29 protein-coding genes and 1 riboswitch are annotated in these 26,042 nt (G+C 73.6%); of the genes, 18 read left to right on the top strand and 11 right to left on the bottom strand.

Annotation, left to right across the window (positions count from 1 at the left end; translation table 11 throughout):
• Positions 1–129 precede the first annotated feature (129 nt).
• Positions 130–1,053 (top strand): LD-carboxypeptidase, encoded by a 924-nt coding sequence (locus OG900_07600; protein WUH95656.1) that lies wholly within the window; start codon positions 130–132, stop codon positions 1,051–1,053.
• A 289-nt stretch (positions 1,054–1,342) separates the two neighbouring features.
• Here the strand turns inward: OG900_07600 and OG900_07595 are convergent, their stop codons facing one another.
• Together OG900_07595 and OG900_07590 are read right to left on the bottom strand one after the other, a co-directional pair.
• Positions 1,343–2,488 (bottom strand): HAMP domain-containing histidine kinase, encoded by a 1,146-nt coding sequence (locus tag OG900_07595; GenBank protein WUH89985.1) that lies wholly within the window; start codon positions 2,486–2,488, stop codon positions 1,343–1,345.
• A complete protein-coding gene (locus tag OG900_07590) occupies positions 2,481–3,251 on the bottom strand; it encodes a response regulator transcription factor (GenBank protein ID WUH89984.1) in 771 nt (256 codons plus the stop codon). The genes OG900_07595 and OG900_07590 overlap by 8 nt, the downstream gene beginning before the upstream one ends.
• Positions 3,252–3,376: 125 nt before the next feature.
• Between OG900_07590 and OG900_07585 the strand changes: the two genes are divergently transcribed.
• The 3 genes from OG900_07585 (at position 3,377) to OG900_07575 (ending at position 5,687) form a co-directional block, all read left to right on the top strand.
• The gene (locus OG900_07585) at positions 3,377–3,733 is read left to right on the top strand and encodes a hypothetical protein (GenBank protein ID WUH89983.1); all 357 of its coding nucleotides are present in this window, start codon (positions 3,377–3,379) and stop codon (positions 3,731–3,733) included.
• A 370-nt stretch (positions 3,734–4,103) separates the two neighbouring features.
• Complete coding sequence (locus OG900_07580) at positions 4,104–5,342, top strand: M14 family zinc carboxypeptidase (GenBank protein WUH89982.1); 1,239 nt, start codon at positions 4,104–4,106, stop codon at positions 5,340–5,342.
• Between the two features lie 111 nt (positions 5,343–5,453).
• On the top strand, positions 5,454–5,687 hold the full coding sequence (locus tag OG900_07575; GenBank protein ID WUH89981.1) for a DUF1049 domain-containing protein: 234 nt from the start codon (positions 5,454–5,456) through the stop codon (positions 5,685–5,687).
• Positions 5,688–5,745: 58 nt separating this feature from the next.
• Here the strand turns inward: OG900_07575 and OG900_07570 are convergent, their stop codons facing one another.
• A complete protein-coding gene (locus OG900_07570; GenBank protein ID WUH95655.1) occupies positions 5,746–6,195 on the bottom strand; it encodes a GNAT family N-acetyltransferase in 450 nt (149 codons plus the stop codon).
• Positions 6,196–6,326: 131 nt separating this feature from the next.
• On the opposite strand from OG900_07570, the gene OG900_07565 reads away from it, so the two are divergent.
• From OG900_07565 to OG900_07530, 8 genes are all read left to right on the top strand, one after another.
• Positions 6,327–7,145 carry an exodeoxyribonuclease III gene (locus OG900_07565; GenBank protein ID WUH89980.1) on the top strand — a complete coding sequence of 273 codons (819 nt, stop codon included), beginning with the start codon at positions 6,327–6,329 and terminating at the stop codon, positions 7,143–7,145.
• Positions 7,146–7,232: 87 nt separating this feature from the next.
• A complete protein-coding gene (locus OG900_07560) occupies positions 7,233–7,979 on the top strand; it encodes a Mut7-C ubiquitin/RNAse domain-containing protein (protein ID WUH89979.1) in 747 nt (248 codons plus the stop codon).
• An 84-nt stretch (positions 7,980–8,063) separates the two neighbouring features.
• Complete coding sequence (locus OG900_07555; GenBank protein ID WUH89978.1) at positions 8,064–8,738, top strand: helix-turn-helix domain-containing protein; 675 nt, start codon at positions 8,064–8,066, stop codon at positions 8,736–8,738.
• The gene (locus tag OG900_07550) at positions 8,735–9,280 is read left to right on the top strand and encodes a dihydrofolate reductase family protein (protein ID WUH89977.1); all 546 of its coding nucleotides are present in this window, start codon (positions 8,735–8,737) and stop codon (positions 9,278–9,280) included. The genes OG900_07555 and OG900_07550 overlap by 4 nt, the downstream gene beginning before the upstream one ends.
• A gap of 22 nt (positions 9,281–9,302) precedes the next feature.
• On the top strand, positions 9,303–10,031 hold the full coding sequence (locus OG900_07545) for an SRPBCC domain-containing protein (protein WUH89976.1): 729 nt from the start codon (positions 9,303–9,305) through the stop codon (positions 10,029–10,031).
• A 49-nt stretch (positions 10,032–10,080) separates the two neighbouring features.
• Positions 10,081–10,773: an alpha/beta hydrolase gene (locus OG900_07540; GenBank protein ID WUH89975.1), complete on the top strand. Its 693-nt coding sequence runs from the start codon at positions 10,081–10,083 to the stop codon at positions 10,771–10,773.
• A gap of 126 nt (positions 10,774–10,899) precedes the next feature.
• Positions 10,900–11,826, top strand: a complete 927-nt coding sequence (locus tag OG900_07535) for a L,D-transpeptidase family protein (GenBank protein WUH89974.1) — start codon at positions 10,900–10,902, stop codon at positions 11,824–11,826.
• Positions 11,827–12,012: 186 nt separating this feature from the next.
• Entirely contained in the window at positions 12,013–12,402 is a 390-nt protein-coding gene (locus OG900_07530) for a nuclear transport factor 2 family protein (protein ID WUH89973.1), read from the top strand.
• Between the two features lie 122 nt (positions 12,403–12,524).
• On the opposite strand, the gene OG900_07525 is transcribed toward OG900_07530, so the two are convergent.
• The 3 genes from OG900_07525 to OG900_07515 form a co-directional block, all read right to left on the bottom strand.
• Positions 12,525–13,619 (bottom strand): Ca2+-dependent phosphoinositide-specific phospholipase C, encoded by a 1,095-nt coding sequence (locus tag OG900_07525; protein ID WUH89972.1) that lies wholly within the window; start codon positions 13,617–13,619, stop codon positions 12,525–12,527.
• Positions 13,620–13,764: 145 nt separating this feature from the next.
• Positions 13,765–14,088, bottom strand: coding sequence for an AzlD domain-containing protein (locus tag OG900_07520; protein ID WUH89971.1), 324 nt, complete (start codon positions 14,086–14,088; stop codon positions 13,765–13,767).
• Positions 14,085–14,795 (bottom strand): AzlC family ABC transporter permease, encoded by a 711-nt coding sequence (locus OG900_07515; GenBank protein ID WUH89970.1) that lies wholly within the window; start codon positions 14,793–14,795, stop codon positions 14,085–14,087. Before OG900_07515 ends, OG900_07520 begins: the two co-directional genes overlap by 4 nt.
• Before the next feature lie 78 nt (positions 14,796–14,873).
• Here OG900_07515 and OG900_07510 point away from each other — a divergent pair, with 78 nt between their 5' ends.
• A complete protein-coding gene (locus OG900_07510; protein WUH89969.1) occupies positions 14,874–15,446 on the top strand; it encodes an XRE family transcriptional regulator in 573 nt (190 codons plus the stop codon).
• A gap of 26 nt (positions 15,447–15,472) precedes the next feature.
• The gene (locus OG900_07505) at positions 15,473–16,336 is read left to right on the top strand and encodes a crotonase/enoyl-CoA hydratase family protein (GenBank protein ID WUH89968.1); all 864 of its coding nucleotides are present in this window, start codon (positions 15,473–15,475) and stop codon (positions 16,334–16,336) included.
• A gap of 20 nt (positions 16,337–16,356) precedes the next feature.
• On the opposite strand, the gene OG900_07500 is transcribed toward OG900_07505, so the two are convergent.
• Positions 16,357–17,514, bottom strand: coding sequence for a phosphoribosylaminoimidazolecarboxamide formyltransferase (locus OG900_07500; GenBank protein WUH89967.1), 1,158 nt, complete (start codon positions 17,512–17,514; stop codon positions 16,357–16,359).
• Positions 17,515–17,577: 63 nt separating this feature from the next.
• Positions 17,578–17,662, bottom strand: a riboswitch (ZMP/ZTP riboswitch).
• Positions 17,663–17,693: 31 nt separating this feature from the next.
• Positions 17,694–18,200, bottom strand: a complete 507-nt coding sequence (locus OG900_07495) for a DUF1772 domain-containing protein (protein ID WUH89966.1) — start codon at positions 18,198–18,200, stop codon at positions 17,694–17,696.
• A 184-nt stretch (positions 18,201–18,384) separates the two neighbouring features.
• On the opposite strand from OG900_07495, the gene OG900_07490 reads away from it, so the two are divergent.
• The 3 genes from OG900_07490 (at position 18,385) to alc (ending at position 21,699) form a co-directional block, all read left to right on the top strand.
• Positions 18,385–19,371: an AraC family transcriptional regulator gene (locus tag OG900_07490; protein WUH89965.1), complete on the top strand. Its 987-nt coding sequence runs from the start codon at positions 18,385–18,387 to the stop codon at positions 19,369–19,371.
• A gap of 60 nt (positions 19,372–19,431) precedes the next feature.
• Positions 19,432–20,370, top strand: a complete 939-nt coding sequence (locus OG900_07485; GenBank protein WUH89964.1) for a LysR substrate-binding domain-containing protein — start codon at positions 19,432–19,434, stop codon at positions 20,368–20,370.
• 81 nt (positions 20,371–20,451) lie between these two features.
• Positions 20,452–21,699 (top strand): allantoicase, encoded by a 1,248-nt coding sequence (gene alc, locus OG900_07480; GenBank protein ID WUH89963.1) that lies wholly within the window; start codon positions 20,452–20,454, stop codon positions 21,697–21,699.
• Positions 21,700–21,733: 34 nt separating this feature from the next.
• On the opposite strand, the gene OG900_07475 is transcribed toward alc, so the two are convergent.
• Genes OG900_07475 through OG900_07465 form a run of 3 tightly spaced genes read right to left on the bottom strand, consistent with a single transcriptional unit; the run spans position 21,734 to position 23,652 of the window.
• The gene (locus OG900_07475; GenBank protein ID WUH89962.1) at positions 21,734–22,171 is read right to left on the bottom strand and encodes an ankyrin repeat domain-containing protein; all 438 of its coding nucleotides are present in this window, start codon (positions 22,169–22,171) and stop codon (positions 21,734–21,736) included.
• Positions 22,172–22,180: 9 nt separating this feature from the next.
• Positions 22,181–22,843: a hypothetical protein gene (locus OG900_07470; protein WUH89961.1), complete on the bottom strand. Its 663-nt coding sequence runs from the start codon at positions 22,841–22,843 to the stop codon at positions 22,181–22,183.
• A 32-nt stretch (positions 22,844–22,875) separates the two neighbouring features.
• On the bottom strand, positions 22,876–23,652 hold the full coding sequence (locus OG900_07465; protein WUH89960.1) for a maleylpyruvate isomerase family mycothiol-dependent enzyme: 777 nt from the start codon (positions 23,650–23,652) through the stop codon (positions 22,876–22,878).
• Positions 23,653–23,892: 240 nt separating this feature from the next.
• Between OG900_07465 and OG900_07460 the strand changes: the two genes are divergently transcribed.
• Positions 23,893–25,941: a DUF5107 domain-containing protein gene (locus OG900_07460; protein WUH95654.1), complete on the top strand. Its 2,049-nt coding sequence runs from the start codon at positions 23,893–23,895 to the stop codon at positions 25,939–25,941.
• Positions 25,942–26,042 lie beyond the last annotated feature (101 nt).

Here is a 26,042-nt window from a genome sequence, read left to right as displayed (position 1 = left end):
GGTGGTGCCCGTGGTCGGCCGGGCGGGTCTGTCCGCCGAGGGTGGCGGTGCGGTGCCGGCCGCCGCACCCGTGGCCGCGCCCGTCCGCCCTCGCGTAGAGGCCGGCGGGACTCGGTGACCGCGGCTGCCGTGCGCGCGCTGGTCAGGGCGCCGCGACTGGTTCCGGGCGACCGGGTGGGTGTTGTCGCGCCCGCAGGACCGGTGCCGCCGGGGATGCTGGAGGCCGGGCTCGACGTCCTGCGGGGCTGGGGGCTGGAGCCGGTCGTCGCGCCGCATGTGCTGGACGGCCACCCTTCCGGCTACCTCGCGGGCGTCGACCGGGCCAGGGCCGACGACCTGCGGGACACCTGGTGCGACCCGGCGCTCGCCGCCGTCTTCTGCGCCCGTGGCGGCTACGGCACGCAGCGCATGGTCGACCTGCTGGACTGGGACGCCATGCGGCAGGCCGCCCCGAAGGCCTTCCTCGGCTTCAGCGACGTCACCGTGCTGCACGAGGCCTTCGCCACCCGCCTCGGCCTGGCCACCTTGCACGGCCCGATGCCCGGCACCCCCGCCTTCCTCGCCGACGCCGCCGGACTCGACCACCTGCGCCGCACCCTCTTCACGCCCGAGGACGTCCAGCGGCTGCACCCACCGGGCACCCGGGCGCTCGTACCCGGGCGGGCCGCGGGCGTGACCCTGGGCGGCTGCCTCAGCCTGCTCGCCTCCGACATCGGTACGCCCTCGGGCCGCCCCTCGGCCGCGGGCGGCATCCTGCTGCTGGAGGACACCGGCGAGGAGGCGTACCGCCTCGACCGCTTCCTCACCCAACTCCTGCGCACCGGCTGGCTCGACGGGGTCGCCGGGATCGCGCTCGGCTCCTGGGAGGGCTGCGGCCCCGACGACGAGGTGCGCGCCCTGCTGCTCGACCGGCTCGGGCCGCTCGGCGTCCCGGTCCTGGAGAACCTGGGCTTCGGGCACTGCCTGCCCGCCCTGACCGTGCCGCTCGGGGTGCCCGCCGTCCTCGACGCCGACGCCGGCACCCTCACCATCGAACTGCCCGCGCTCGGCTGACTCCCCCCGACCCCCACCGCAGGGGCGCGAGGAACTGCGCGCCCAGCCCATAACGGCGGGTGGGCTGCGAGGTCACGGCAAGGGGCACCACCTCAGGGGCGCGGGGAACTGCGCGCGCGACCACGACGGCGGGAAGGCCGCGACACCACGGCAAGCAGCAGGACCTCAGGGGCGCGGGGAACTGCGCGCCCAGCCCCCAACCACCGCACCCCAACGGCGAACCGCACCGCCAACGGCGAACGGCAGGCCACGGGGCCACCGGCCCCGCCCGGGTACGCGGCCGTACCCCCTACAGCCTCCCCGGCAAGGGAGTGGCCGCGGGCAGCACGACCTCGAACCGGCATCCGCCCGGCACATTGCGCACCGCCGCCCGTCCGTGATGCGCCTCCACGATCCCGCGCACGATCGCCAGCCCCAAGCCCGCCCCCGCCGAGGGCGTCACCGTCGGAGTGCGCGCCCCACTGCCCCGCCACCCCGTGTCGAAGACGCGGGGAAGGTCCGCGGCCGGAATCCCACCGCACCCGTCCGTCACGGACACCACGACCGCCCCCGACGCGGCGTCCCGCAGGGCGGACACCGCGACCGTGCCGTCCGCCGGTGTCCGGTGAATCGCGTTGGTCAGCAGATTCGCCAGCACCCGCGTCATCTCCCGCCCGTCGACCTCGATGGGGATCCGCTCGACCCGGTCCCCGACCAGCCGCACTCCGTGCTCCGCGGCGAGCGGATCCGCCCCGGCTATCGCGTCGCCCACCAGGTCGTAGACGGACATCCGCGAGGGGCTGAGCGCCAGCACCCCGGCCTGGATGCGGGACAGCTCGAACAGGTCGCCGACCATCCCGCTGAGCCGGTCGACCTCCGTGCGGATCTGCCGGTGGTAGCGGCCGGGGTCGGCCGCTATCCCGTCCTCCAGCGCTTCGGTCATGGCTCGCAGACCGGCCAGCGGGGTGCGCAGGTCGTGGGAGATCCAGGCGACCAGCTCGCGCCTGGACGCCTCCAGCGCGCGCTCCCGCTCCCTGGAGGCCTCCAACTTGGCGCTGGTGGCGGCCAGTTCGCGGCCCAGCTCGGCCAGCTCGGCCGTGGGCGTGCCGACGGGCGCGGCAAAGGCGTCGCCGTCGCCGAAGGCACGGGCGGCCGCGGTGAGCGCCCGGCTGCCGGCGACCACCGTGCGGCCGAGCAGCAGCGCCACCGCGAGGGAGACGGCCGCGGCTATCGCACACACGGTGGTGACGACGGCGAGGTCGTGCTCCGACAGCAGCATCGCCCAGGCCACGGAGAGTGTCCCGGCGAGCATCGCGCACACCGCGACCACGACGACCACGGCGAGCGACAGCGCGACAGAGCGGCCGCGCAGCAGGCGCAGGGCGCCGGCACCGAGCAGCCCGACGACCGCCGCGCCGACCGCGGCATACGCCGCGATGACCACCACGTCACCCATTGCCGCCACCGCCGTCCACCGACCCGCCCGCATGGGTGTCGGCGTCCGCGGACGCCTCCGGGTCGAAGCGGTAACCGACGCCCCACACCGTGGTGATGAGCCGCGGCCTGGCCGGATCGTCCTCGATCTTCTCGCGCAGCCGCCGCACATGGACGGTCACCGTCGACAGGTCGCCGAATTCCCAGCCCCACACCCGCCGCATCAGCTCCTCGCGGCCCAGCACCCGGCCCGGGTGCCGCAGGAAGAAGGCCAGGAGGTCGAATTCGCGGATGGTCAGCGGCAGCTCCTCCTCTTCCCGCAGCGCCCTGCGCGCTGCCGGGTCGAGGGCGAGCGTGCCCGACCGCAGCCACGGCCCGGGCGGGGGCGCCGCGCCCGCGCGGCGCAGCACCGACTCGACCCGCAGCACCAGCTCGCGAGGTGAGAACGGCTTGGTCACGTAGTCGTCCGCCCCGACCTCCAGGCCGAGGATGCGGTCGTCCTCGTCGCCTCGCGCGGTGAGCATGACCACCGGCAGCGGCCCGTCCTCCCGTATGACGCGGCAGACTTCGAGGCCGTCCATGCCGGGCAGCATCAGGTCGAGCACGACCAGATCGGGTCGTGCGGCGGCGGCGCGGGCGACCGCGGTCGGGCCGTCTGCGGCCCGGTCCACGGCGAAGCCGGCTCTGTCGAGATAGCCCGCGACGACCTCCGCGACGGTCGGATCGTCGTCCACGACGAGGATCCGCCGGCGCGGCGGCGGTACGGACACGGGTGCGGTGCTCATGGGAAAGAGTCTCGCACCCACCACTGACAGTGACCATCGATCGGCGGTCCGGAGCGGCCGGCGTCCCTGTTCCGTAAGGATCCGGCACCGTTTTCCGCCCCTTCCGGTTCCGCGGGGTGAGATCCGTGACCCGCCCGTCGCCGTCCGTCGCCGATGCCGTCCTGCCCGGGGCGCCGGTGCGCGTCCCACCCGGCCGCCGAGCCCCGCGCCGCTCGGCGCGCTGCCCGGCGCCGGTGGCACTCCCGACCGCCCTCGCGGCGGTCACCCTCGTCCATCTGCCGTATGTCCTGGCCCCGGGCGGTGGGGTGCCGGGCTACCTGTCGGGCTGTCCGCAGGAGGAGGGCCACGAGCCGGGCGGCGTACGCCGCTTCGGCCTGTTGCCGCGGGTGCCGCCCGACGATGCGGCCGGGCCGGCCGCCGTCACGCTCGGCGTTGCCATGGCGGTTCCTGGTGCGGCGCGGCGGCCCGCGCCGCCCGGGTGACCGACCCGGCGCCGCTCCTGCTGCGGATCTCGCGGCCGTATGACTGATGCGCTTCGCCGCTGGTCGCCCAGGTGGCAGTGTGCGGGCGCCGGGAATGGCACGGGGTGCCGCCGGCCGGGCCCGCCCTCCGTACCGGCAAGGAGACGGGCGTCGACGGCACCGCCTTCCGGACGGCCGCTCTCGGTGCGGCCGCGGCGGGTGATCTGCGGCGTCACGCTCCGGCGCCGCGCCCGCAAGGGCCTGCGTAACAGCCGTGGTAGCACCGTTGACACCTCTGCGGCGGCGTGTCGTACTAACGGGATCGAACTCGATGTCGTAATACGGCCCCGGCCTTCCGTGCCCGGGCTCCTGGGGGATTGCGGTGGCGGGGATGGCGGGGATGCTCTATCCGACGACCGACGAAGTGACTGCGGGTGCACGGGCTCTGACCGTGAGTTATCCCGGGATCTGCCGGCTGGGGAGGGTCGGCAGGTCGCGGGCGGGCCGACCGCTGCTGATGCTGACGGTGGGCGAAGGCAGCCGCAATGTCCTGGTGGTCGCGGGCCCGCACGCCAACGAGGCCGCCGTGGGCGGCGCGACGGCGCTGCGGCTGGCCCGCGCCATCGCCAGGCAGCAGGCCCGCGGTGAGGGCGACGGCAGCAGCTGGCACTTCCTGCTGTGCATCGACCCGGACGGTGCCGTGCTCAACGAGCCCTGGCTGTCGGGTCCGTACACCCTGCGCGACCACTACGAGCACTTCTTCCGGCCCTGCGCGGCCGAACAGCCCGAGTGGCTGCCGCACGACGGCGACGACCGCTGCCCCGCGATGCCGGAGACCCGGGCCCTGGTCGGCGTTCTCGACCGGTTGCGGCCCATGCTCCAGTGCTCGCTGCACGGCATCGACGTCGGCGGCAGCTTCGTCCAGCTCACCAGCGAAGTGCCGGGGGTGCCCGAGCGGATCGGCAAGTCGGCCGCGGAGCTGGACATCCCGCTGGAGAGCGGCTCCTCGGACGCCTTCCAGTGGCCGAGCCCCGGCCCCGGCGTCTACGTGATGCCGCCCCGCGGCGACCCGACGGTCGGCGACGGCGCCCACTCCACCTGGATGCACGCCAAGCGCTACGACGGGGTGACGGCGGTCGTGGAGGTCCCGATGTGGGCCTGCGACCGCAGCGCGGACACCACACCGCACCCCGACCCCGACCGCGCCCTGCGCACCGCGGGCGCCGCCCTGCGCCGCGACCTGCCCACCGTGGCACGGCTGCTGGACGCGGTACGCCCGCAGCTCAGGACCGCGGACTGCCCGCTGCTGCGCACCGTGCGCGAGCTGGTCGGGCTCGGGCCCGCGCTCACCGCCGACTGGGACCCCGCCGTCCGCGTGCCGGGCGCCGCGCCACTGCCCGACATGACGACCGCCCTGGTGACCAGCATCGAGGTCTACGCCCAGCGCATCCCGCTGCGCGCCGCCGCGATGCTCCGCCAGGTCGCCGACGTCCCGCTGGTCGCCCGGCTGGTGGACAAGTGGTGCGAGGCCTACGAGCGGGCCTACCGCCCGCGCTGGGTGCCGGTCACCGACCAGGTCGAGCAGCAGGCTCGCAGCGTGATGGCCGTCTACGAGGAATTGCGCGCCTGACCGCGCCGAAAACCCGCCCTCACCCGGACGGAGTACTACGCCCCGGCGCCCGGCGCCCTTCCCGGGGATCATGAACCGCACGGGACCGGCAGCCGACAACTGGAGGGCGCCATGACTTCCGAGAAAGCGGCCGGCCGCGGCCTGCGCGACCGGCTGACCCCGGGCAGGATCGTCGTCCTGGTCCTCGGCGCGCTCGCACTGGTCTTCATCTTCGAGAACACCAAGGACGTCCGCATCCGGCTGCTGGTCCCCGAGGTGACCATGCCGCTGTGGCTCGCGCTGCTCGCCACCTTCGTCGTCGGCTGGCTGTGCGGACGCTTCCTGCGCGGCTCCCGGCGGCGTTAGGGCCGGTCCGACGAATCCCGTCCGGCCGGCGGTGCGCCGGACAGGCCCCGGCGGGCGCTCAGTCCTGCGGCTCCACCAGGGACTTGCCCATGCACAGGCTGAGGTCCTGGTCGCGGTAGTAGCCGAACTTCTTCACCGGCACATAGCCGGACGACTCGTACAGGGATATGGCCTCGGGCTGACGCAGCCCGGTCTCCAGCACCATCCTGGTGCGCCCTGCCGCCGCGGCGCTCGCTTCCAGCGCCGCCAGGATCGCCCGGGCCAGCCCGCGCCCGCGGGCCTCCCGCACCACGAACATCCGCTTGACCTCCGCGTCGCCGTCCTCGTGACCCTCGGGCGAGGCGTCCTGCGCCCGCCAGCCGCCGCTGGCGACGGGCTCGCCGTCGGCGTCGTAGGCCACCAGATACAGCCCGTGCGGCGGGTCGAAGTGGTCGGCGGCCATCGGGGTCGCGTCCCCGTCGCCGTACCGCTCGACATACTCCCGCTGCACCAGGTCGTTCAGCCGCATCGCGGCCGGTTCGTTGTAACGCGTCTTCCTGATCTCCACGCCGCCATTCTACGTGGTCACCACACCCATATTTCGCACACATGTGCGATACGATTTTCTGCCGCCGCGCCTCTGCGGGTATCGTCCCTGCGGTGCTGACCGTGACTTCCGTGAACGTGAACGGGCTGCGGGCCGCCGCGAAGAAGGGCTTCCTGCCCTGGCTGGCGGCGACCGCGGCGGACGTCGTATGCCTGCAGGAAGTCCGCGCGGAGCCGGACCAGCTCCCCGACGAGCTGCGCGACCCCGACGGCTGGCACGCCTACCACGCCCCCGCCGCCACCAAGGGCCGCGCCGGCGTCTCCGTCTACTCCCGGCAGGCACCCACCGCCGTGCGCGTCGGCTTCGGCTCGGCCGAATACGACGCCTCAGGACGCTACATCGAGGTCGACCTGCCGGGCGAAGGCGCGTCCGCCGGGCTCACCGTCGGCAGCCTCTACCTGCCCACCGGCGAGGCGGAGACCGAGCGCCAGACCGCGAAATACCGCTTCATGGCGGAATTCCGCGCCCACCTCGACACCCTGCGCGAGCGCGCCGCCGCCACCGGCGGCCACGCCCTCGTGTGCGGCGACTGGAATATCGCCCACCAGGAAGCCGACCTGCGCAACTGGCGCGGCAATCTCAAGTCCTCCGGCTTCCTGCCCGAGGAGCGCGCCTGGCTCACCGACCTCCTCGACCCCGCGACCGGCTGGACCGACGTCGTGCGCCGCCTGCACCCGGGGGTGGACGGCCCCTACTCGTGGTGGTCCTACCGCGGCAAGGCCTTCGACAACGACACGGGCTGGCGCATCGACTACCACATGGCCACGCCGAAGCTTGCCTCCGCGGCCGCCACCGCCATCGTCGAGCGCGCCCCCAGCTACGCCGCCCGCTGGTCGGACCACGCCCCGGTCACGGTGACCTACACCACCTGAGGCCCTGGGCGGCCGCGTGACCCGCCGCGGCCGACACGGCGGACAGACAAAGAGCGGCCGGCGGCCGGCTGCTGGCATTGTGACGCCGTGACCCGACCAGAAGTGACCGTCAAAATCCCGGCGGAATTGCACCTGTTCGTCGCCGCCGACCGCCGTGCCGCCGCGACGGCACTGACCACGGACGGCTCCTCCTCCCTCGGCCACGTCGTGGAATCGCTGGGCATCCCGCTGACCGAGGTCGGCGGTCTGGCCGTCGACGGCCGCGACGTGCCGCCCGGACACGTACCCGCCTCCGGCGAGGTCGTGGAGGTCCGCGCGGTGACCCGGCCGCAGGCGGTGCCCGGCGCCCCGCTGCGCTTCCTGCTCGACGTGCACCTCGGCACGCTGGCCAGGCGCCTGCGCCTGCTGGGCGTCGACGCCGCGTACGAGAGCGAGGACATCGGCGACCCGGCACTTGCCGCGCGGTCCGCGAAGGAGCGCCGGGTGCTGCTGTCCCGCGACCGCGGCCTGCTGCGCCGCCGCGAGCTGTGGGCGGGCGGCTACGTCTACAGTGACCGGCCCGAGGAGCAGCTGCAGGACGTGCTGAGCAGGTTCGAGCCCGCACTCGCCCCGTGGACCCGCTGCGTCGCCTGCAACGGCCCGCTCACCGGCGCCGACAAGGATTCGGTGCGGGACAGGCTCGCGGACGGCACGCGCAAGACCTACGACGTCTTCGCCGAATGCGCCGGCTGCGGCCGCGTCTACTGGCGGGGCGCCCACCACACCCGCCTCGCCGCCATGGTGGAGCAGGCCCTCCGCGACTACGGGGAGCGCCGCCCGCACCCTGTCGACTGACCTGCCCGCGGCCCTTCCCGCTCCACTCTCACCGACAAAGATTCTCTCCTGGACAAAAAAAGTTTTCGGTGGGACGCTGGAGCCATGTTGGACGTGAGCGTGATCGAGGACGCCGAGGCGGCCGCCGTCTCCCTGGACCCGACAAGGGCCCGGCTGCTCGCCGAGCTGGCCGCGGGGCCCGCCTCGGCGGCGATGCTGGCCGGGCGGGTGGGGCTGCCCCGGCAGAAGGTGAACTACCACCTCAAGGCCCTGGAGAAGCACGGCCTGGTCGAGCTGGCCGGCGAGCGCAGGAAGGGCAATGTCACCGAGCGGCTGATGCGGGCCACCGCGGCCTCGTACGTCATCTCGCCGCTGGCGCTGGCCGCCGTACAACCGGACCCGGCCCGCTTCCGCGACCAGCTGTCCGCGCGCTGGCTGCTGGCGGTCGCCGCCCGGCTGGTCAGGGACACCGGCGCGCTGATCACCGGCGCCGACCGGGCGGGCAAGCGGATAGCCACCTACGCGCTGGACGGCGAGGTCCGCTTCGCCTCCGCCGCGCAACGGGCCGCCTTCGTCGAGGAGCTGACCCGCGGAGTGGGCGCGCTCATCGCCAAATACCACGACGAGGACGCGGAGGGCGGACGCCCGCACCGGATCGTCGTCGCGCTGCACCCCACGGTGAAGCGGACGACCGCGGCGGCGGAAGCCCGCCCCGAACTGTCCGACAGTCAGACCGCACGGATCACCGGTACGGAAGAGAACGAGGAAGAGTCATCATGAGGAAGCTGATCGTCAGTGAGTTCCTGACCGCGGACGGCGTCATGGAGGCGCCGAACGAGTGGCACGGGCCGTACTTCGACGACGACATGGCCCGCACGGTCAGCGCGCAGATGGCGGCCACCGACGCGCTGCTGCTCGGCCGCGTCACCTACGAGGGCTTCGCCTCCGCATGGCCGGAGATGATCGACCAGCCCGGCGGCGCGCACATGAACGGCGTCGCGAAATACGTCGTCTCCCGCACGCTCGACAAGGCCGAGTGGAACAACTCCACGGTCATCGGCGCCGACCCGGTCGAGGCCATCACCCGGCTCAAGGAGCAGGACGGCAAGGACATCACCGTCGCGGGCAGCGGCACCCTCGTCCAGTGGCTGCTCGGCAAGGGCCTGGTGGACGAGATCGAGCTGCTGATCGACCCGGTCGTGGTCGGCCGCGGCAAGCGGCTCTTCCAGGACGGCCTGCCCGCCACCGCGCTGAAGGTCGTCAGCTCGGAGACGTTCGGCTCCGGCGTCCACCACGTCGTCTACGCCCCCCAGCACGCCTGACCCCGAGGAGGAGTCGCCCATCATGTCGAAGCCGTTCGAGATCGTCCGCGAGTTCGAGGTCGAGTCGACCCCCGAGGAGGTCTTCGCCGCCCTCACCACAGGCACCGCCGGCTGGCTGTGGCCGTCGGAGTACGAACCGAAGGAAGGCGGCGCCGCGCCCTTCGGCGCCACCATCACCGCGTGGGACCCGCCGCACCGGCTGACCGCGCGCGCCGAGCTGCCCGACGGAGTGCACGGGCAGACCCTCAACCAGCTCGACCACCTCATCGAGCCCCGCGAGGGAGGCGGTTCATGGGTGCGCTATGTGCACAGCGGAATCTTCGTCGACGACTGGGACAACCAGTACGACGGCGCCAACCGCCACACCGACTTCTACCTGCACACCCTCGGCCAGTACCTGGCGCACTTCAACGGCCGCGCCGCCGCCTACGCCTCGGTGGCCGGACCGGCCGGGTCCGGCACCCCCGACGCCCTGGAGCGCTCCTGGCAGGCGCTCGGCCTGCCCGCTGACGCGGCCCGGGGCTCGGTCGTCGACGTCGACCTGCCCGGCACCGGACAGGTCCCGGCCGTGGTCGACTACCGGGACGGGTATTTCTTCGGCCTGCGCACCGGCGACGCCATGTACCGCTTCTTCGGCCGCAACCACTGGGGCGCGACCGTCGGCGTGGCCGTCCACGACTTCGCAGCGGGCGCGGACGGCGACCGTATCGGCGCCGACTGGAGCACCTGGCTCGGCCAGGTGTACGCCTGACGGGCCCGGTTCGCCCCCGCTCGCGTGCAAGCGCGCTACGGTCTGGTCCATGGCGACGTACATCCTCGTACCCGGCGCTGACGGCACCGCCTGGTATTGGCACCTGGTCGTACCCGAGCTCCGCGACCGCGGCCACACGGTGGTCACCGTCGACCTCCCGGGCGACGACTCCGCGGGGCTCGACGCCTTGGCGGACGCGATCGTCGAGGCCGTGCGCACCACGGCGCCCGACCCGGAATCTCCCGTCGTCCTGGTCGCCCAGTCCCTCGGCGGCTTCTCCGCGCCCCTGATCTGCGACCGCGTCCCGGTCGACCGGATCGTCCTGGTCAACGCGATGGTGCCGCGCCCCGGTGAGACCGCGGGGGACTGGTGGGGCGACACCGGGCAGGCCGCCGCCAGATCCGCATATGCGGAGGCGACGGGCCGCGGCGCGGACGCCGAGTTCGACCTGCGGACGGACTTCTTCCACGACGTGCCCGCCGAAGTCACCGACGAGGCGCTGGCGGCCCCCCAGTCCGGGCCGCCGGCCGCCCTCTTCGCCCAGCCTTGGCCGCTCAAGGCCTGGCCGGATCTGCCCACCCGCTTCCTCCAGGGCCGCGACGACCGCTTCTTCCCGCTGGAATTCCAACGGGAAGTCGTGCGCGAAAGGCTCGGCATCGACGTCGAGGTGCTGCCCGGCGGCCATCTGCTGGCACTCAGCCGCCCGCGCGAAGTCGCCGCGGAATTGCTCAAGGAGGCGTGACGCCGGCGCGGCGGGTGTCGCCCGTCGCTCTTCCGAGGCATACGAAATGCGGATGTGCGGGATGAAACGGGCGTCTGTGGGGGCTGGGTGACGGATGAGAACCGGGTGTTTGCGAGGATCGAGCCGATGACTGCCACACCCTCCGACGCATATGCCGACCGCAGGCCGACAACGGCGACCGGTCCCGGCGGCGACGGCCGCCGCGACCACGGCGCCGAAGGCCACGACCGCAACCGGCACCGCCGGCCCCGCCGCAGGCGGCGCGCGATGACCCTGGTGGCGGTCGGCGTGGCCGGACTCGCCGTGGTGGGCTCCGGCTACACGGTCCTGACCCGGCACACCGGCACCGCTGCCGCGGACACCGCGGGCCACGGACACGCCGGCGCGCCGGCCGCCCCCCTCGGACCGCGGCCCGGCGCTGCCGCGGCGAACGCGAACCCGACCGCCGCCCCTGACGGCTCGCTTGCGGCGATCAGCGGTCTCGGCCCCAGGACCCGCGCGGCGATCCCCGCCGCCACCCGCCAGGTGCTCGTCGCCTCGGGCAAGGCGAAGAATTCCTCCGACACCGTCGTCACCCTGTGGACCAGGACCGGCGCCGGCCGCTGGCATCCGGGCGCGGCCTGGCCCGCGCACAACGCGCTGCGCGGCTGGACCGCCGGCCACCGGATGGGCGACCTGCACAGCCCGATCGGGGTGTACACCCTCAGCGACGCGGGCGGTTTCGACGCCGACCCCGGCTCGAAGCTGCCGTACCACCACTCCGCCGAATTCCGGGCGGGCGGCGTCGGCTTCGACGGCGAGCCCCTCGACGAGGCCTTCGACTACGTCATCGCGATCGACTACAACCGCCTTCCCGGCACATCGCCGCTCGACGGTACGCAGCCGCTGGGCGCGAACCGCGGCGGCGGCATCTGGGTGCACGTGGACCACGGCGGTCCGACGCACGGCTGCGTCAGCATCTCGGCCGCCCACATGGTCGATCTGCTGCACACCCTGCTACCCGCCGACCACCCGGTGATCGTCATGGGCGACCAGGGCACGCTGGCGACCTGAGACCCGCCGGTCGCGGGGCGGGCGCCGGCGGTTACTCCCGGGGGAGTACGCCATCCGGGTGGCGGCGGCGACCGCAGGAGTAGGCGGAAGACCTCCTGGAGATCGATGTCACATCCGTGCCGTTGCGGGAGTCTAGAGGGCAAGAGGGATTGCCCAACTCTCCCCGGGTGCAATGGAGGCAACGGCATGGACCACGACCGGGAGCTGGCCGACTTCGCGCGGCGGTGGACCGAGGCCGAGCGGCTGGGCGACGTCGCCGCACTGGACGCGCTGCTCACCGACGACTTCACCGCGGTGGGTCCGCAGGGCTTCGTCCTGGACAAGAAGCAGTGGATCGACCGCTATGCCTCGGGCGCGCTCATACACGACGCCTTCACCTGGGAAGAGGTGACGGTCCGCAGGCACGGGAGGGCGGCGGTCGCGGTGGGCGTGCAGGGCCAGCAGAGCATCTACGACGGGCGTGACGCGGACGGCCACTTCCGCGTCACGCAGATGATCGTCGCGGACGGCGCGGACTGGAAGCTCGCGGCCGTGCATCTCAGCCCGACCGGCGGACGGTCAGGCCCCGAGGCGTAGCGGCGCCTGAGCCGGCCGGGCCCGCAGTCCCGCCGTCAGCCCGAGGATCCGCCCGCGCGCCCCGCGGCGGACCGACCGCCGCGAGGCGCTGTCAGGGGTGGCGGGATCGCCGGCGGGCGGGCTCAGCCGCGCGGCAGCACCAGCGACTGGACCTGGGGCAGCCCCTTCCAGTCGTTGGAGGCCACCGTGGCGTGCGCCTTGGCGAGCTGGGCGACCCTGGCCTGGGCGTCGGCGGGCGCGGGGTTCACGTCGTCCAGCGCGGGTGCCACGTTCTGCGAGTCGGTCATGAAGAGCAGGTAGTGGTGGGTGTCGTACCAGCTCGTGTCGATGCTGCCGTTCAGATACGTGGCGGCGTCACCGTCGAAGGCCACGAACCACGGCCGCAGCGAGGTGTCCGAATACCGCGTCCTGGGGTCACCCGCCTGGGCGTTGTGCACCGACGGGAAGACGTTCGCCTGCGCGGTCTTGCCCTGGCTGTGCAGGTCCCGCAGGTAGCCCGCGTATTCGCTGTCGGTCCACAGCGAGTCGGTGGGGTTGGCCTCCTCGACCGTGCCGGGGATGACCTCGAGCAGCACCTTGCCCGCGAGCTGGGCGCGGGTCGGCCAGTTGCCGGCGGTGGCGGCCGCGTCGAGGGTGGCGTACTGCCCGCCGCCCGGCTTGTTGAGCAGGTCGTTCGGCTTGAACACCAGGCTGCCCAGGTGGGCGCTGATGGACTGGTCGAGCTTGGCCGGGCTCATCCCGAAGGTTGCCTGGAAGCCCGCCTTCATCTCCAGCTTGATGATCAGCGGGCCGTGCCCGGGGTGCGCGCCGAGCCACACCCGCACATCGTCGAGGCAGCTCTCCAGGTCCTTGTTCGCCCCGCCGGTGTAGAGCTGGGCCGGGGAGGAGGCGTTGACGCAGTTGTTGCTGTTCCCGGTCGGGTTGGAGTGGCTGACCTTCCATTCCTGGGTGAAGAAGTCGTCCCACACGTCCAGTTCGATCATGGATGTGCCTGAGTCGAGCGCCTGGGCCAGGTAGCTGAACGCGGCGGGGTCGTAGGTGTTGTGCAGCCCGGACGCGGTGGTGCCGGACAGCGGCAGCGCGTCGGTGTCGGCGGCCGACGCGTCGCCGGGGCCGGCGAGGGTGAAGGCGAGGCATGCGGCGAGCGCGCCGAGCAGAGCAGTGCGGGCGGTGGCGCGCGGTCGGAGCGTGGGACGGCGGGTCAGCGGACCGGTCACGTGTGTCCTCCTGTGGGGGTGGCTCTCCGTCAGGACAGTGACGTCCGCGTATGAAGCGACGGAGACATGACACGTAACACGGCCTGCATTCCTGCTGTCACCTCCGAGTTCGGCCACATTGCCCCGGGTGCCGGGGCGCGCGGGTTCAGGACATGCCGAGCAGCCGCAGGACGGCGGTGGTCGCCGCCGCGGCGAGGACCACCACGAGGAAGGGAGCCTTGCGCCAGGCGCACAGCGCACCGACCGCCACACCGGCAGGCCGGGCGGGTCCGGCGAAGCTGTGCGCGTCGGTCAGTGCGGAGGTGGCGACCAGCGCGGCGAGCAGCACCACCACCGCGACCGCGAGCAACTGCTCCGCGCGGGCCGGCATTGCCACCCGCGAGCGCAGCACCGGACCGGCGAAGCGGAAGGCGAAGGTGCCCGCGCCCAGGACCGCGGTGGCGACGACCAGTCCCGTTCCGGTGCTCATCGTGGGCCCCCGGCGCCGACCGCGTGCTTGTCGCGCCCCGTACCGGCCGCCGCGACGCCGGCCAGCGCGAGCAGTACGGGCAGGCCCGCCGGCAGGAAGGGCGTCACGGCCAGCGCGATCAGCACCCCCACGAGCGCCGCCCGCCGGGCCCGCGGTGTGCCCAGCGACGGCAGCAGCAGCGCGAGCAGCACCGCGGGGAAGGCCGCGTCGAGTCCGAGGGCGTCGGTGTCGCCCACCGCCTGCCCGCCGTAAGTGCCCAGCACCACGCCGACGTTCCAGCTGAAGAACAGCCCGGTCCCGCAGAACCAGTACGCCGTACGCCGTCGCGCCGGGTCGTGCTGCGCCAGGGTGAAGGCCACCGTCTCGTCCACCATCAGGTGGCTGCCGACGATCCGCCGGAGCCATCCCGTACCGAACACGTCGCCCACCGCGAAGCCGAACGGCACATGACGGGCGTTCACCAGCAAGCCGGCGGCGACAGCGGCGATCGGGTTGCCCCCCGCGGCCACCAGGCCGACGAAGAGGAACTGCGCGGCCCCGGCGAAGACGACCACCGACAGCAGCATCGGCAGCCAGGCCGGCAGGCCGAGCCCGACCGCGATCGCGCCGAAGGAGGCGCCGACCACCGCGTCGGCGGCGCACACCAGGGCAATGTCCCGCCCCAGGCCGTGCGTTGGGGCTCTTTTTGTTCGCCATATCGAACGCATCGCCGCCTATACTGAACACTGAGGAAGTCGTTCGTCAAGACGAACACATCGACTTCTACGCCGAACGAAGGAGCGGGTGTGGCACACGACGAGAAAACTCCCGGCGGGCCCCCGCTCGCCGTCATAGCCGCCTCGCTCCAACGCGAGAGGCGGCGCGCGGGCCTGTCGCTCGCGGAAGTCGCCCGCCGCGCGGGCATCGCCAAGTCGACGCTGTCCCAACTCGAATCCGGCACCGGCAATCCGAGCGTGGAGACGCTGTGGGCGCTCAGCGTCACCCTCGACGTGCCGTTCGCCCAACTGGTCGAGCCACCGCGGCCCCAGGTGCAGATCATCAGGGCGGGCGAAGGCCCCGCCTTCACCGCGGAACGCGCCGACTACGTCGCCACCCTCCTCGCCTCGTCCCCGCCCCACACCCGGCGTGACATCTACCTGCTGACCGCCCAGCCCGGCAGCGCCCGCGAGTCGGACCCGCACATGTCGGGAGTCGTCGAGCACGTGGTGCTCAGCGCCGGCCGCGCGCTGGTCGGCATCGCGGAGGACCCGGTCGAACTCGCCCCCGGCGACTACATCGCCTACCCGGGCGACCTCGCCCACATCTTCCGGGCACTTGAGCCGGACACCCTCGCGGTGCTCGTCCAAGAACACCGCTGACCCGCCGACCGGACGGAGCCGCCGCCATGCCGCGACCACCCCAGCAGCAGGACGGGCCGGGGCCGTCCGTGCGGACCGAGCGCAAGGGCGCGGTGACCACCGTCGTGCTGTCCCGGCCGGCCGCCCGCAACGCCGTGGACGGCCCCACTGCGCGGGCGCTCGCCGACGCCTTCCGCGCCTTCGACGCCGACGACGAAACGGCCGTTGCGGTGCTCTGGGGCGAGGGCGGCACCTTCTGCGCGGGCGCCGACCTCAAGGCGATCGGCACCGACCGCGGCAACCGCGTCACCGACATCGCCGCCGCGGACGTTGTCGGCGCGGTACGTGGTGACGGCGCGGTACGTGGTGACGGCGTGGCAGATGGCGACGGTCCGATGGGGCCGACCAGGATGCGGCTCGGGAAGCCGGTCATCGCGGCCGTGTCGGGCCATGCCGTGGCGGGCGGTCTTGAACTGGCCCTGTGGTGCGACCTGCGGGTCGTGGAGGAGACCGCCGTCTTCGGGGTCTTCTGCCGCCGCTGGGGCGTCCCGCTGATCGACGGCGGCACCGTAAGGCTGCCGCGGCTGATCGGCGCGGGCCGTGCCATGGACCTGGTCCTGACCGGCCGCCCGGTCGACGCGGCCGAGGCGCTGGCCATCGGTCTCGCCGACCGCGTCGTCCCCACCGGCACCGCCCGTGCCGCCGCCGAGCAGCTCGCCGAGAAGATCGCCGCCTTCCCGCAGACCTGCCTGCGGCACGACCGCCTGGCCCTGCTGGAACAGCAGGGCCTGCCAGAAGACGCCGCCCTGGCCGTGGAATTGGCCCACGGCCGCATCTCGCTGGCCGAGGCGGCCCGGGGCGCTGCCCGCTTCGCCGCCGGCGAGGGACGGCACGGCGCCTTCGGCGGCTGATCGCGCCGGGCGCGACCTGGTCAGTGCCGGAAGAGCCGCAACCTGGTGTGCGCCAGCGTGATGCCGTGCTCGCGGCAGGCCTCCGCCACGTCACCCGAACGGATGGAGCCGCCGGGCTCGGCGATCCAGCGCACACCGTGGCGGGCCGCGTGGTCGACGTTGTCGCGGAAGGGCAGGGCTCCGTCGGACGCGAAGGCCACACCGGTCAGCCGGGCGCCCCACTCCCGGCGCTGCGCGTCCGTGAGCGGGTCGGCCGGGGCCGCCAGCGCCCGGTCGAAGCGGCGGCGTTCGTCGTCGGTCATGTCGCCCTCGATGAAGCGCACGTGCCAGTTGACGCGGTCCTGGCGGCGTATCCCCGGCACGAAGTCCAGCGCCGACACCGCCGGATGCCGTCGCAGCCACCAGCTGTCGGCCTTCGCCCCCGCCAGCCGCGTGCAGTCCACCCGCGACTGCTGCCCGGCCCCGATGCCCAGCGTGACGCCGTCACGGACGTAGCACACCGAGTTGGACTGGGTGTAGCGCACCACCGCGAGCCCCAGCAGCAGGTCCTCCACGGCGGTGTCCGGCAGCGGTCCGCCGCACACCACGTCGTCGAGCAGCGACGTGTGCAGCGGTACGTCGTCGCGCTGCTGGGTCAGCCGCAGCCCGTGCACCTCGCGATCCTCCTGCGGCGGCGGCACGAACCGCGGGTCCGCCTCCAGGACCAGGAATCGGCCCTTCTTCTTCCGGCGGAGCGCGGCCACCGTGCCCGGCGCATAGCCAGGCGCGACGATGCCGTCGCAGACCACCTGGGCCAGCAACGCGGCCAGTTCCTCGTCCACCGGGTGCGACACGGCGGCGAGGTCACCGTAGGACGACTTCGGGTCGGCGTCCCTGGCGCGCACGTAGGCGCTGGTCAGTGGGCCGGCGGCGGGATCGGCGCGGTAGAGCGCGGCGGTGGCGGGGTCGAGCGGGCCGGCGAGCGCGGCTCCGGCGGGCGAGACGTGCTTGAAGGACGCCGCCGCCGGCCTCCCCAGCGCCCCGGCTGCCTCCCTGACCAGCTGCCAGCCGCTCAGCGCGTCCAGCAGGTTGATGTAGGACGGCTCGCCGTTGACCACCCGGACCGGCCATGCGCCCGCGCTCACCGGCGCGGCGCTCGCCGCGTGCTGCTGAGGGTTGGTTCCGTACCGCAATTCCACGTCCCGGCCTCCTCGGTCCGAGCCCGCGGCCCCGCAAGTGCGGAGCGGACGGGCTGCGTTCACGGGAGGCGCCCAGGCGGTCGACGCTCACGGATGCGGACGGCCGCTCCCCGGTGGTGGTCCACCCTCGCCAGTCGCGACCGCCACCGACTCTAGCGGAGCCGGCGCGCGACCGCGTGTCACGCGCGGCCCGCAGCGCCCGCCGCCCGCATCGCCCACGCCAGGCAGCCGAGCGCGCCGGTGGTGACCAGCGTCCGCGCGATGTTCCAGTGCACCCAGGCGGACTCGAACTGTGCCCGCACCGCCGCGGGATCGTGGATCCGCTCCGGTGCTCCCGCGTCCGCCAGGCGGTCGTTGAGCGGCACGCTGAAGCCCATCGTGATCACCAGCGAGGCCGTGTAGAGCACGACGCCGGCAATGATCCACGGCAGCGCGGGCCGCCCCTCCCCGCCGCGGTGCAGCACCGCGGCGACCACGCCCAGCACGAGGGCGCCGCCGAAGGCGAGGGTGAACCAGCCGTTGAGAATCGCCACGTTGACCCGCTGCATCGTCTCGATGAACGCGCGGTCGCCGACCCGTGCGAGACCGGGCATCACGGCCACCGAGAAGGCGAAGTACAGCCCGGCCGTCAGGCCGGTCGTCAGCGTGGCGGCAAGCAGCACCAGGCTGCGGAGGTCGCCGTTCACGGCAGCTCCTCGGGTCGGGCGGCGCTCGGGATGCGGCGCGGGGACATGCGGGCGGATGACGGGGGTGAGGGGGGCGGGAGGCGTCTGCTGCGTCATGACCTCAGTGAATCCGCGCGGCGGACGGCCCGGCCATCGCTGAAAAGCTCATCCCCATACGCAGGCGTCCACGCCTAGGCTGTCGTTCATGGACGCATTGGCCAACCTGCTCGACGGCCCGCGGGCACGCGGCGCGTTCCTGCTGCGGTCGGTCCTCACCCCGCCCTGGTCGGTCAGGATCGCCGACCTGGCGCCGCTGACCCTGGTGCACATGGCGAGGGGGGACGCCTGGATCCGGACCGACGACGGCCGTGCGCGGCCGCTGCGCCCCGGCGACATCGCGGTGATCCGCGGGCCGGAGCCCTACGTCGTGGCCGGCGACCGGGAGACCGAGCCGCAGATCGTCATCAGGCCGGGCCAGGTCTCCACCGGTGTCGACGGCACCGAATTGTGCGAGGAGATGGACCTCGGGGTGCGGACCTGGGGGGACGACCCGGACGGAGTGGAAGCCCCCGGCGGCGGGACCGCCGGCGGGTCGCCCGCGTCCGCCGTGATGATCAGCGGGACCTACCAGATGCGCGGCGAGATCAGCAGCCGGCTGCTGTCGGCGTTGCCGCGGGTCCTGGTGCTGGCCGGCGACGCCTGGTCCAGCCCGCTGCCCGCGCTGCTCGGCGACGAGATCGTCCGCGACGAGCCGGGCCAGGAGGTGGTGCTCGACCGGCTGCTCGACCTCCTGCTGATCGCCGTGCTGCGGGCCTGGTTCGCCCGGCCCGAGGCCGCCGCCCCCGCCTGGTATGCCGCGCAGGGCGACCCGGTCGTAGGCCCCGCGCTGCGCCTGCTGCACGACGACCCCGCGCACCCCTGGACCGTCGCGGACCTGGCTGCCAGGACCGGCGGGTCGCGGGCCGCGCTCAGCCGGCGCTTCACCGACCTGGTCGGCGAGCCGCCGATGGCCTACCTGACCGGCTGGCGGCTGGCCCTGGCCGCCGACCTGCTGCGCGAGCCCGACGCCACCGTCGCCTCCGTCGCCCGCCGGGTCGGCTACGGCAGCCCTTTCGCGCTCAGCGCGGCCTTCAAACGGGTTCGCGGGGTCAGCCCGCGGCAACACAGGGAGCGCGCCGCGGCGGCCTCCTGACGATGGTCCCTCTTGCCGCGTCGGCAGAACATTCCGGCGATGAATGTTTAGGCTGGCTGCATGAAGGACTGGGACCTCCGCAAACTGCAGATCCTCCGTGCCCTGCACGACACGGGCACCGTCACCGCCGCGGCGGGCGCGCTGCGGATGACCCCGTCGGCCGTGTCGCAGCAGCTGACCGCGCTGTCCAAGCAGGTCGGCACCCCCGTCATCGAGGCACGCGGCCGGGGGGTGCGCCTCACCGGAGCCGCCCACGTCCTGCTGCGGCACTCCGAGATCGTCTTCGCGCAGCTCGAACGTGCCGGGGCCGAGATCGACGGCTGGGCCCAGGGCGAGGCAGGCGTGGTGCGGATCGGGACCATCGCCACCGCGATCACCCGGCTGGTCGTGCCCGCCGTGGCGCTGCTGCGCCGCGGCTCGCCCGGGATCACCGTGTCGGTGCGGGAGGCCGAGGCCGCCGAGGTCTACGAGCAGCTCGCCGCGGGCGACGTCGACCTGGCGCTGTCGCTCGCCGTCGAGGCGCCCACCGCGGGGGACCCGCGCTTCGTGCTCTTCCCACTGCTCACCGACCCGCTCGACATCGCACTGCCGCCCGGCCATCCGCTGGCTGCGGCGCCCGCCCTGCGGCTGGCCCAGCTCGCGGAGGAGCCGTGGATCTTCGGCAGCCGCGGCCCGTGGCGCGACCTGACACTCGCGGCCTGCGCCGACGCCGGATTCGTGCCCGAGCAGGCGCATGCGGCGTCGGACTGGCCGGCCATCTTCTCGCTGGTCGCGGCGGACATGGGCATCGCGCTGGTGCCGCGGATGGCGACCGCGGGCGGGCTGCGGCAGGAGGTCGTGGTGCGGGCGCTGGAGGCGGACCGGCCGCGGCGCCGGATCGTGGGGGCGGTACGCGGCGGGGCACAGGACGCGCCGCTGCTGCGCCGGACGCTGGAGGCGCTGCGGCAGGCCGCTGACCTCGACCCATTGTATAGCTCAACTGAAAGGTCTGTTCAGTAAGTTTCGATGGACGTGAACGGCCGTGGGGACGGAGAGTAGAGGCAGGAGGAGATCGGAGCAGACGAGGGAGGCGGACAGGCGATGACAAGCACAGCGGCGGGTGTGGGTGCGGGTACGAGCGCGGGCGCCGGCGCGGGGGCGACCTTCACGGCGCTGACGTCCTTCACGGGGGACGCGCTTCCCTATGCGGGTGGCAATCCGTTCGCGGACTATCGAAGTACGGACCTGGGCGCGGCGGGACTCGCCGGGCTCTCGGACCTGGCCGACCGCCGGCTCGGCGCGGGGGTGGTCGCGGCGAATGACGAGTTCTTCGCCGAGCGGGAGAATCTCCTCCTGCGGGGCCCCGCGGTCTTCGATCCCGTGCGCTTCGGGCACAAGGGCAAGGTCATGGACGGCTGGGAGACCAGGCGGCGGCGCGGCGCGTCCGCGGCGGTCCCGCACCCGGACGCGGCCGACCACGACTGGGCGCTGATCCGGCTGGGGACGCCAGGGGTGATCCGCGCGATCGTGGTCGACACCGCTCACTTCCGGGGGAATTACCCGCACGCGGTGTCGGTGGAGGCGGTGGCCGCGTCACCGTCGGCCTCCCCTGAGGAATTGCTGGATCCGGCGCTTCACTGGACCGAGGTGATAGCGCGCAGCGCGGTCGGAGGCCATGCGGAGAATGCCTTCGCGGTCCATGTGGAGCGCCGCTTCACCCATCTGAGACTGCGCCAGCATCCCGACGGGGGCATAGCGCGGCTGCGGGTGCTGGGCGAGGTGGTCCCGGACCCGGTGTGGCTGGCGGGGTTGGGGACGTTCGACCTGGTGGCGCTGGAGAACGGCGGGGCGGTGGAGGACGCCTCCGACCGCTTCTACTCACCGCCCGAGCACACCATCCTGCCGGGCCGCTCGCAGAAGATGGACGACGGCTGGGAGACCAGGCGGCGGCGCGACAGCGGGCACGACTGGATCAGCTACCGGCTGGTCGAGCAGGGCGAGATCCGCGCCGTCGAGATCGACACCGGATATCTCAAGGGCAATGCGGCGGGCTGGGCGGAGTTGTGGGCCAAGGACGGGGAGGCGGGCGTGGCAGACGGTGACGGCGGCGGTGCGGAGCTGGAAGGCGGCGGGCCGCGCGAGGAGGGCGGTGCGGGCTGGTTCCCGCTGCTGGACCGGGTGCGGCTGCAGCCCGACACGGTCCATCGCTTCCTGGTCGACGCCAGGCCGGCCACCCACGTCAGGGTCGACATCTTCCCGGACGGCGGGATAGCCCGACTGCGGCTCCATGGCTCCCTGACCGCTCAGGGTGTGGACCGGCTCGCCCGCCGCGCCGCGGAAAGGGCCTGACCGGGCGTCATGTCCCGCCGCCCGGCCAGGAGGGTCACGCGGCGCCGAAAAGGGTGAGCAGGTCGGCCTTGCCGAACATCCGGGCCGTGTCGACGGCCGAAGGAGCCCCGGCCGTCGGGTCGGCGCCGGCCTCGACCAAGGCGCTGATCACGTCCTGGTCGCCCTTGAAGACCGCACCGGCCAGCGGGGTCTGGCCGCGGTCGTTGGCCCGGTCGGTCTCCGCGCCGCGCTGGAGCAGCGACCTGACGGTGTCCGCGTGGCAGTGGTAGGCGGCAAGCATCAGCAGCGTGTCGCCGCTGTCGTTGGCCAGATTCGCCGGGACGCCGGCATCGATGTAGGCGGCGAGTTTCGCGGTGTCGCCCTGCCGGGCGAGATCGAAGACCTGCCCCGCCAGTTGCAGCACCTCTGGGTCGTGGGCGGGCTCGCGCTCGGTGTCGGGCTCGGGGCGCTGTCCTGGGGTCGGCTCGGTCATGGGCCCACCCTATGCAGGGCACTGGCCGTCGAAGAAGGAGATCACCACTCGCTGTGGCGCGGCGTCACCCACCCGGATGTCCAGCGGCACACACGCCCGGCCGTCACCCGCCACGAAGAAGGCACCGAGATAGGAGGTCGCCGCATCGGCGCATGCGTAGAAGGTCACCGCGGGCGTGGGAGCCATGCTCTGGCTGCCGCCGAATTCCAGACCCGCCCGGGCACGCTGCTCGGCTCCGATCGTGACGGTCACCGCCCCGCCGTCACGGACGGACGCGCCGACCAGATAGTGCCAGCCGTCGGCATTGTGCACGCCGTGGGCGTCCTGGTCGCCACCGGACAGGCCGCGCAGGCCGGCCAGTGTCAACGGGCCGACCGTGACGTCGTCGTGCCGGGGGCTGGCCGGCGGTGAGACGGGCGGCGACCACGGGCGGCCGGCGGTGGCGGTGGGGTCGGCCGACCGGGTCGGCTCGGTCGTCCGGCTGGGCAGCGGAGTCGCACCGTCGGTGCAGTCGACGGGGCGGGGGTGCTCGATGCTGCCGACCGGAGGGCCGGGGGCTTCGGTGGGGTCCAGGGACGCCGGCGGGTCCTTGTGGCCGCCCCAGGCGCAGCCGGCAACCAACAGCAGAGCCCCACCCGTCACACCGGCCGCTTGCCACGCTCGACCTGACATGGGCATCACCCCTTTATCAGGAAGGTACGTCCTTAGTCGACCGGCGGCCAGACCACCAACTGCCGTACGAGGGCCGCGTCCCCGGTCACCCGCAGGGTCCCGCAGCCCCAGGGTGCCCGGCGGTAGAGGGCGAGCAGCAGGTCGCTCGCCGGGGCCGACACGGTCGCGTCGGCCTCGGGCCGTCCCTCGCCCACGGCGCTGAGCACGGCGGAGGCGCCGGTCGCGTCCAGGATCAGCGTCCAGGACCGGCCCTCGTCCGCGACCAGAGCGACCCGGGCGGGGGAGTGCGGCCAACCGTCCATCGAGCCGAAAAGGATGTGGAGGAACTCATCGACGGCATCCATCGCCAGCCCGGACGGCAGGGGTTCGGGGACACCCGTGGCGTCCTGGACGTCCCTGACATGGACCGCGACCTCATGGACGTGGTGCCGGGCGACCGCGCCCGCCGTGGACGCGTTGCCCGAGTCCGCCCACCAGGTCCAGCACGGCGCGTCCGCACCCGCGGCGCGCAACGAGGCGAGCAGCGCCGCCGTGGAATGCTCCGACCACTCCAGCAGATCACCGGTCGGCGCCCGGTCCGGCACCTGGCCGTCCGCCGGCGGGCGGGTCGCGGGGCCGGCCGTGACGGCGGCGGCCCAGAAGCGCTGTATTCCGCCGACGTGCGCCAGCAGGTCCGGCACCGTCCAGTCCGGGCAGGCCGGGATCCTGGCGTCGGAGGGCGCCTTGCGCGCGGCGGAGCGCAGCGCGGCGGACTGCTCGGCTATCAGATCGAGCCATTCATCGAACCGCGGCGCCGGCGAAGTCGTCATGGGCTCCGTTGTAGCAGCGAATACCGACAACCAACCCGGTCGCGGGCGAGTCCGGGAAGCCCGCCGCCAAGGTGACCGATTACAGCAGTTTTGCCCAACCCTGACTGAGGTGGGGCCTGTTCAGAGAGCCACGGAGGCTGTTCCATGGTGATCGTCAGAAGCGTCAGTCCCGCACCCCCCGACGACGGCCCGCCGCACCGCGGCGGCCGGCCCGTACCCGACGAACCGGATGAGGTGGCCTTGGCTACGACCGTGCGCAGTACGAAGGTGAGCATCCCGGCCGCCCCGCTCGGACCGGAGAATCCGCTGCCCGCGCTGCGCCCGCAGGGCGAACTGCACCGGCTCGACGCGGCCGACCTCGGAGGGCTGCCCGCCGACATGGTGCGGCAGATCGGGTACGCACCCCTGCGGACGGTCCTCCCGGTGCGGCTGCTCGACGGCTACGGGCGGGACCGCGAGCCGGCCGCGCTGGACGCCCTGGTGATCGAGAACAGCCGGCTGCGCGCCACCGTGCTGCCGGGCCTCGGCGGGCGGCTGTATTCGCTCTTCCACAAGCCGACCGGGCGGGAACTGCTCTACCGCAACCCGGTGTTCCAGCCCGCGGACTTCGCGCTGGCCGGCGCCTGGTTCTCCGGCGGCGTCGAGTGGAATCTCGGCGCCACCGGGCATGCCGCGCACACCTGCGCCCCGCTGCACGCCGGCCGGGTGCCGGCGCCCGACGGCGGCGAGATGCTCCGGCTGTGGGAATGGGAGCGGCTGCGCGACCTGGCCTTTCAGATCGACCTGTGGCTCCCGGAGGACTCCGACTTCCTCTACGTCGGCATCCGGGTCCGCAATCCGCACGACCGCACCGTCCCCGCCTACTGGTGGTCCAACACCGCCGTCCCCGAGACCGACGGGACCCGTGTGCTGGCGCCGGCGGAGGCGGCCTGGCACTTCGGGCACCAGCGCGCACTGCGCCAGGTCGGGCTGCCGGTCCCGGCGGCCGGCGGTCCCGATGTCAGCTACCCGGCCGGGTCGCGGCACCCCGCCGACTACTTCCTCGACGTCCGCGGCGACGACCGCCGCTGGATCACCGCACTGGACTGCGAGGGCCACGGCCTGGTCCAGACGTCCACCGACCTGCTGCGCGGGCGGAAGATCTTCTGGTGGGGCCGGGGCAGCGGCGGCCGGCGCTGGCAGGAGTGGCTCACCGAGCCGGGCACCGGCGGCTATCTGGAGATCCAGGCGGGCCTGGCCCGCACCCAGTTCGAGCACATCCCGATGCCCGCGGACACCGACCTGTCCTGGCTGGAGGCCTACGGCCCGCTCAGCGCCGACCCGGAGCTGGTGCACTCCGAGGACTGGTCCGCGGCCCGCGCCGAGGCCGCCGCCCGGCTGGAGGCGGCGCTGCCGCGCGCGGCCGTCGACACCGCCTATGCCGACTGGCTCGCGCAGGCCGACGCCGAGCCCAAGGACATCCTGGCCACCGGCTCCGGCTGGGGCGCACTGGAGGCCGAGCGCGGCCACCTCCGGCTGCCGGGCACCCCCTTCGAGGCGACCACCCTCGGCGACCCGCAGAAGCCCTGGCTGGAGCTGCTGCTGGCCGGCGTCTTCCCCCGGCCGGCAGCGGGCGCCCCGCCCGGCCCGTGCCTGGTGTCCCCGCAGTGGCGCGAACTGCTGGAGGCCGCCGACACCTACCCGGGCAACGAGTGGTTCCTCGACTACTACCTCGGCATCGCCCAGTGGGCCGCCGACGACCGGGCGCAGGCAGTGCGCAGCTGGGAGCGTTCGCTCGCCGCCCACCCCTCGCCCTGGTGCCACCGCGCGCTGGCCGTCGCCGACAGCGTCGCGGGCAGGACCGGGCAGGCAGCCGAGCACTATGTCGCCGCCTGGGAGGGCTTCCAGGCCACCGCGGGGGAGTACGGGCCGCAGGCGCGGACCGTCCAGCGCGCGCTGCTGGTCGAGGCGGTGCCCGTGCTGCTGGCCGCGGGCCGTGCCGACGAGGCCGAGCGCCTGCTCGCCGCACCGCTGGACGACGGACGCGTCAGGCTGCTGCGCGCCCGTACGGCACTGGCGCAAGGGGACGCGGCCGCCGCCCGCGCCCTGCTGGACGCCGGGATCGTCGTCGCCGACCTGCGAGAGGGGGCCGAGGAGCTGAGCGAGACCTGGCATGCCGTGGCCGAGCGCCTGGTGGCCGGCGACGGCGAGATCACCGACGCGGTGCGGGCCGCGGCCAGAGCCGAGCACCCGCTGCCCGCCCGCTACGACTTCCTGATGCGGCCCGACACCATAGGTCCCGCCGACTGAACCCCGGACGCGGGGCACGCTTAAACCGGTGGCCGGGCCCGTGCCCCGCCCGCCACAGTGGTCGCGGCGCCCCTGGTCACAGGGGCGATCACGATGCCGAC

This window comes from Streptomyces sp. NBC_00433 (assembly GCA_036015235.1).
Classification (GTDB): Bacteria; Actinomycetota; Actinomycetes; order Streptomycetales; family Streptomycetaceae; genus Actinacidiphila.
Note: the sequence above shows the minus strand (reverse complement) of the source record. Positions and strands in the feature narration are given on the sequence as shown.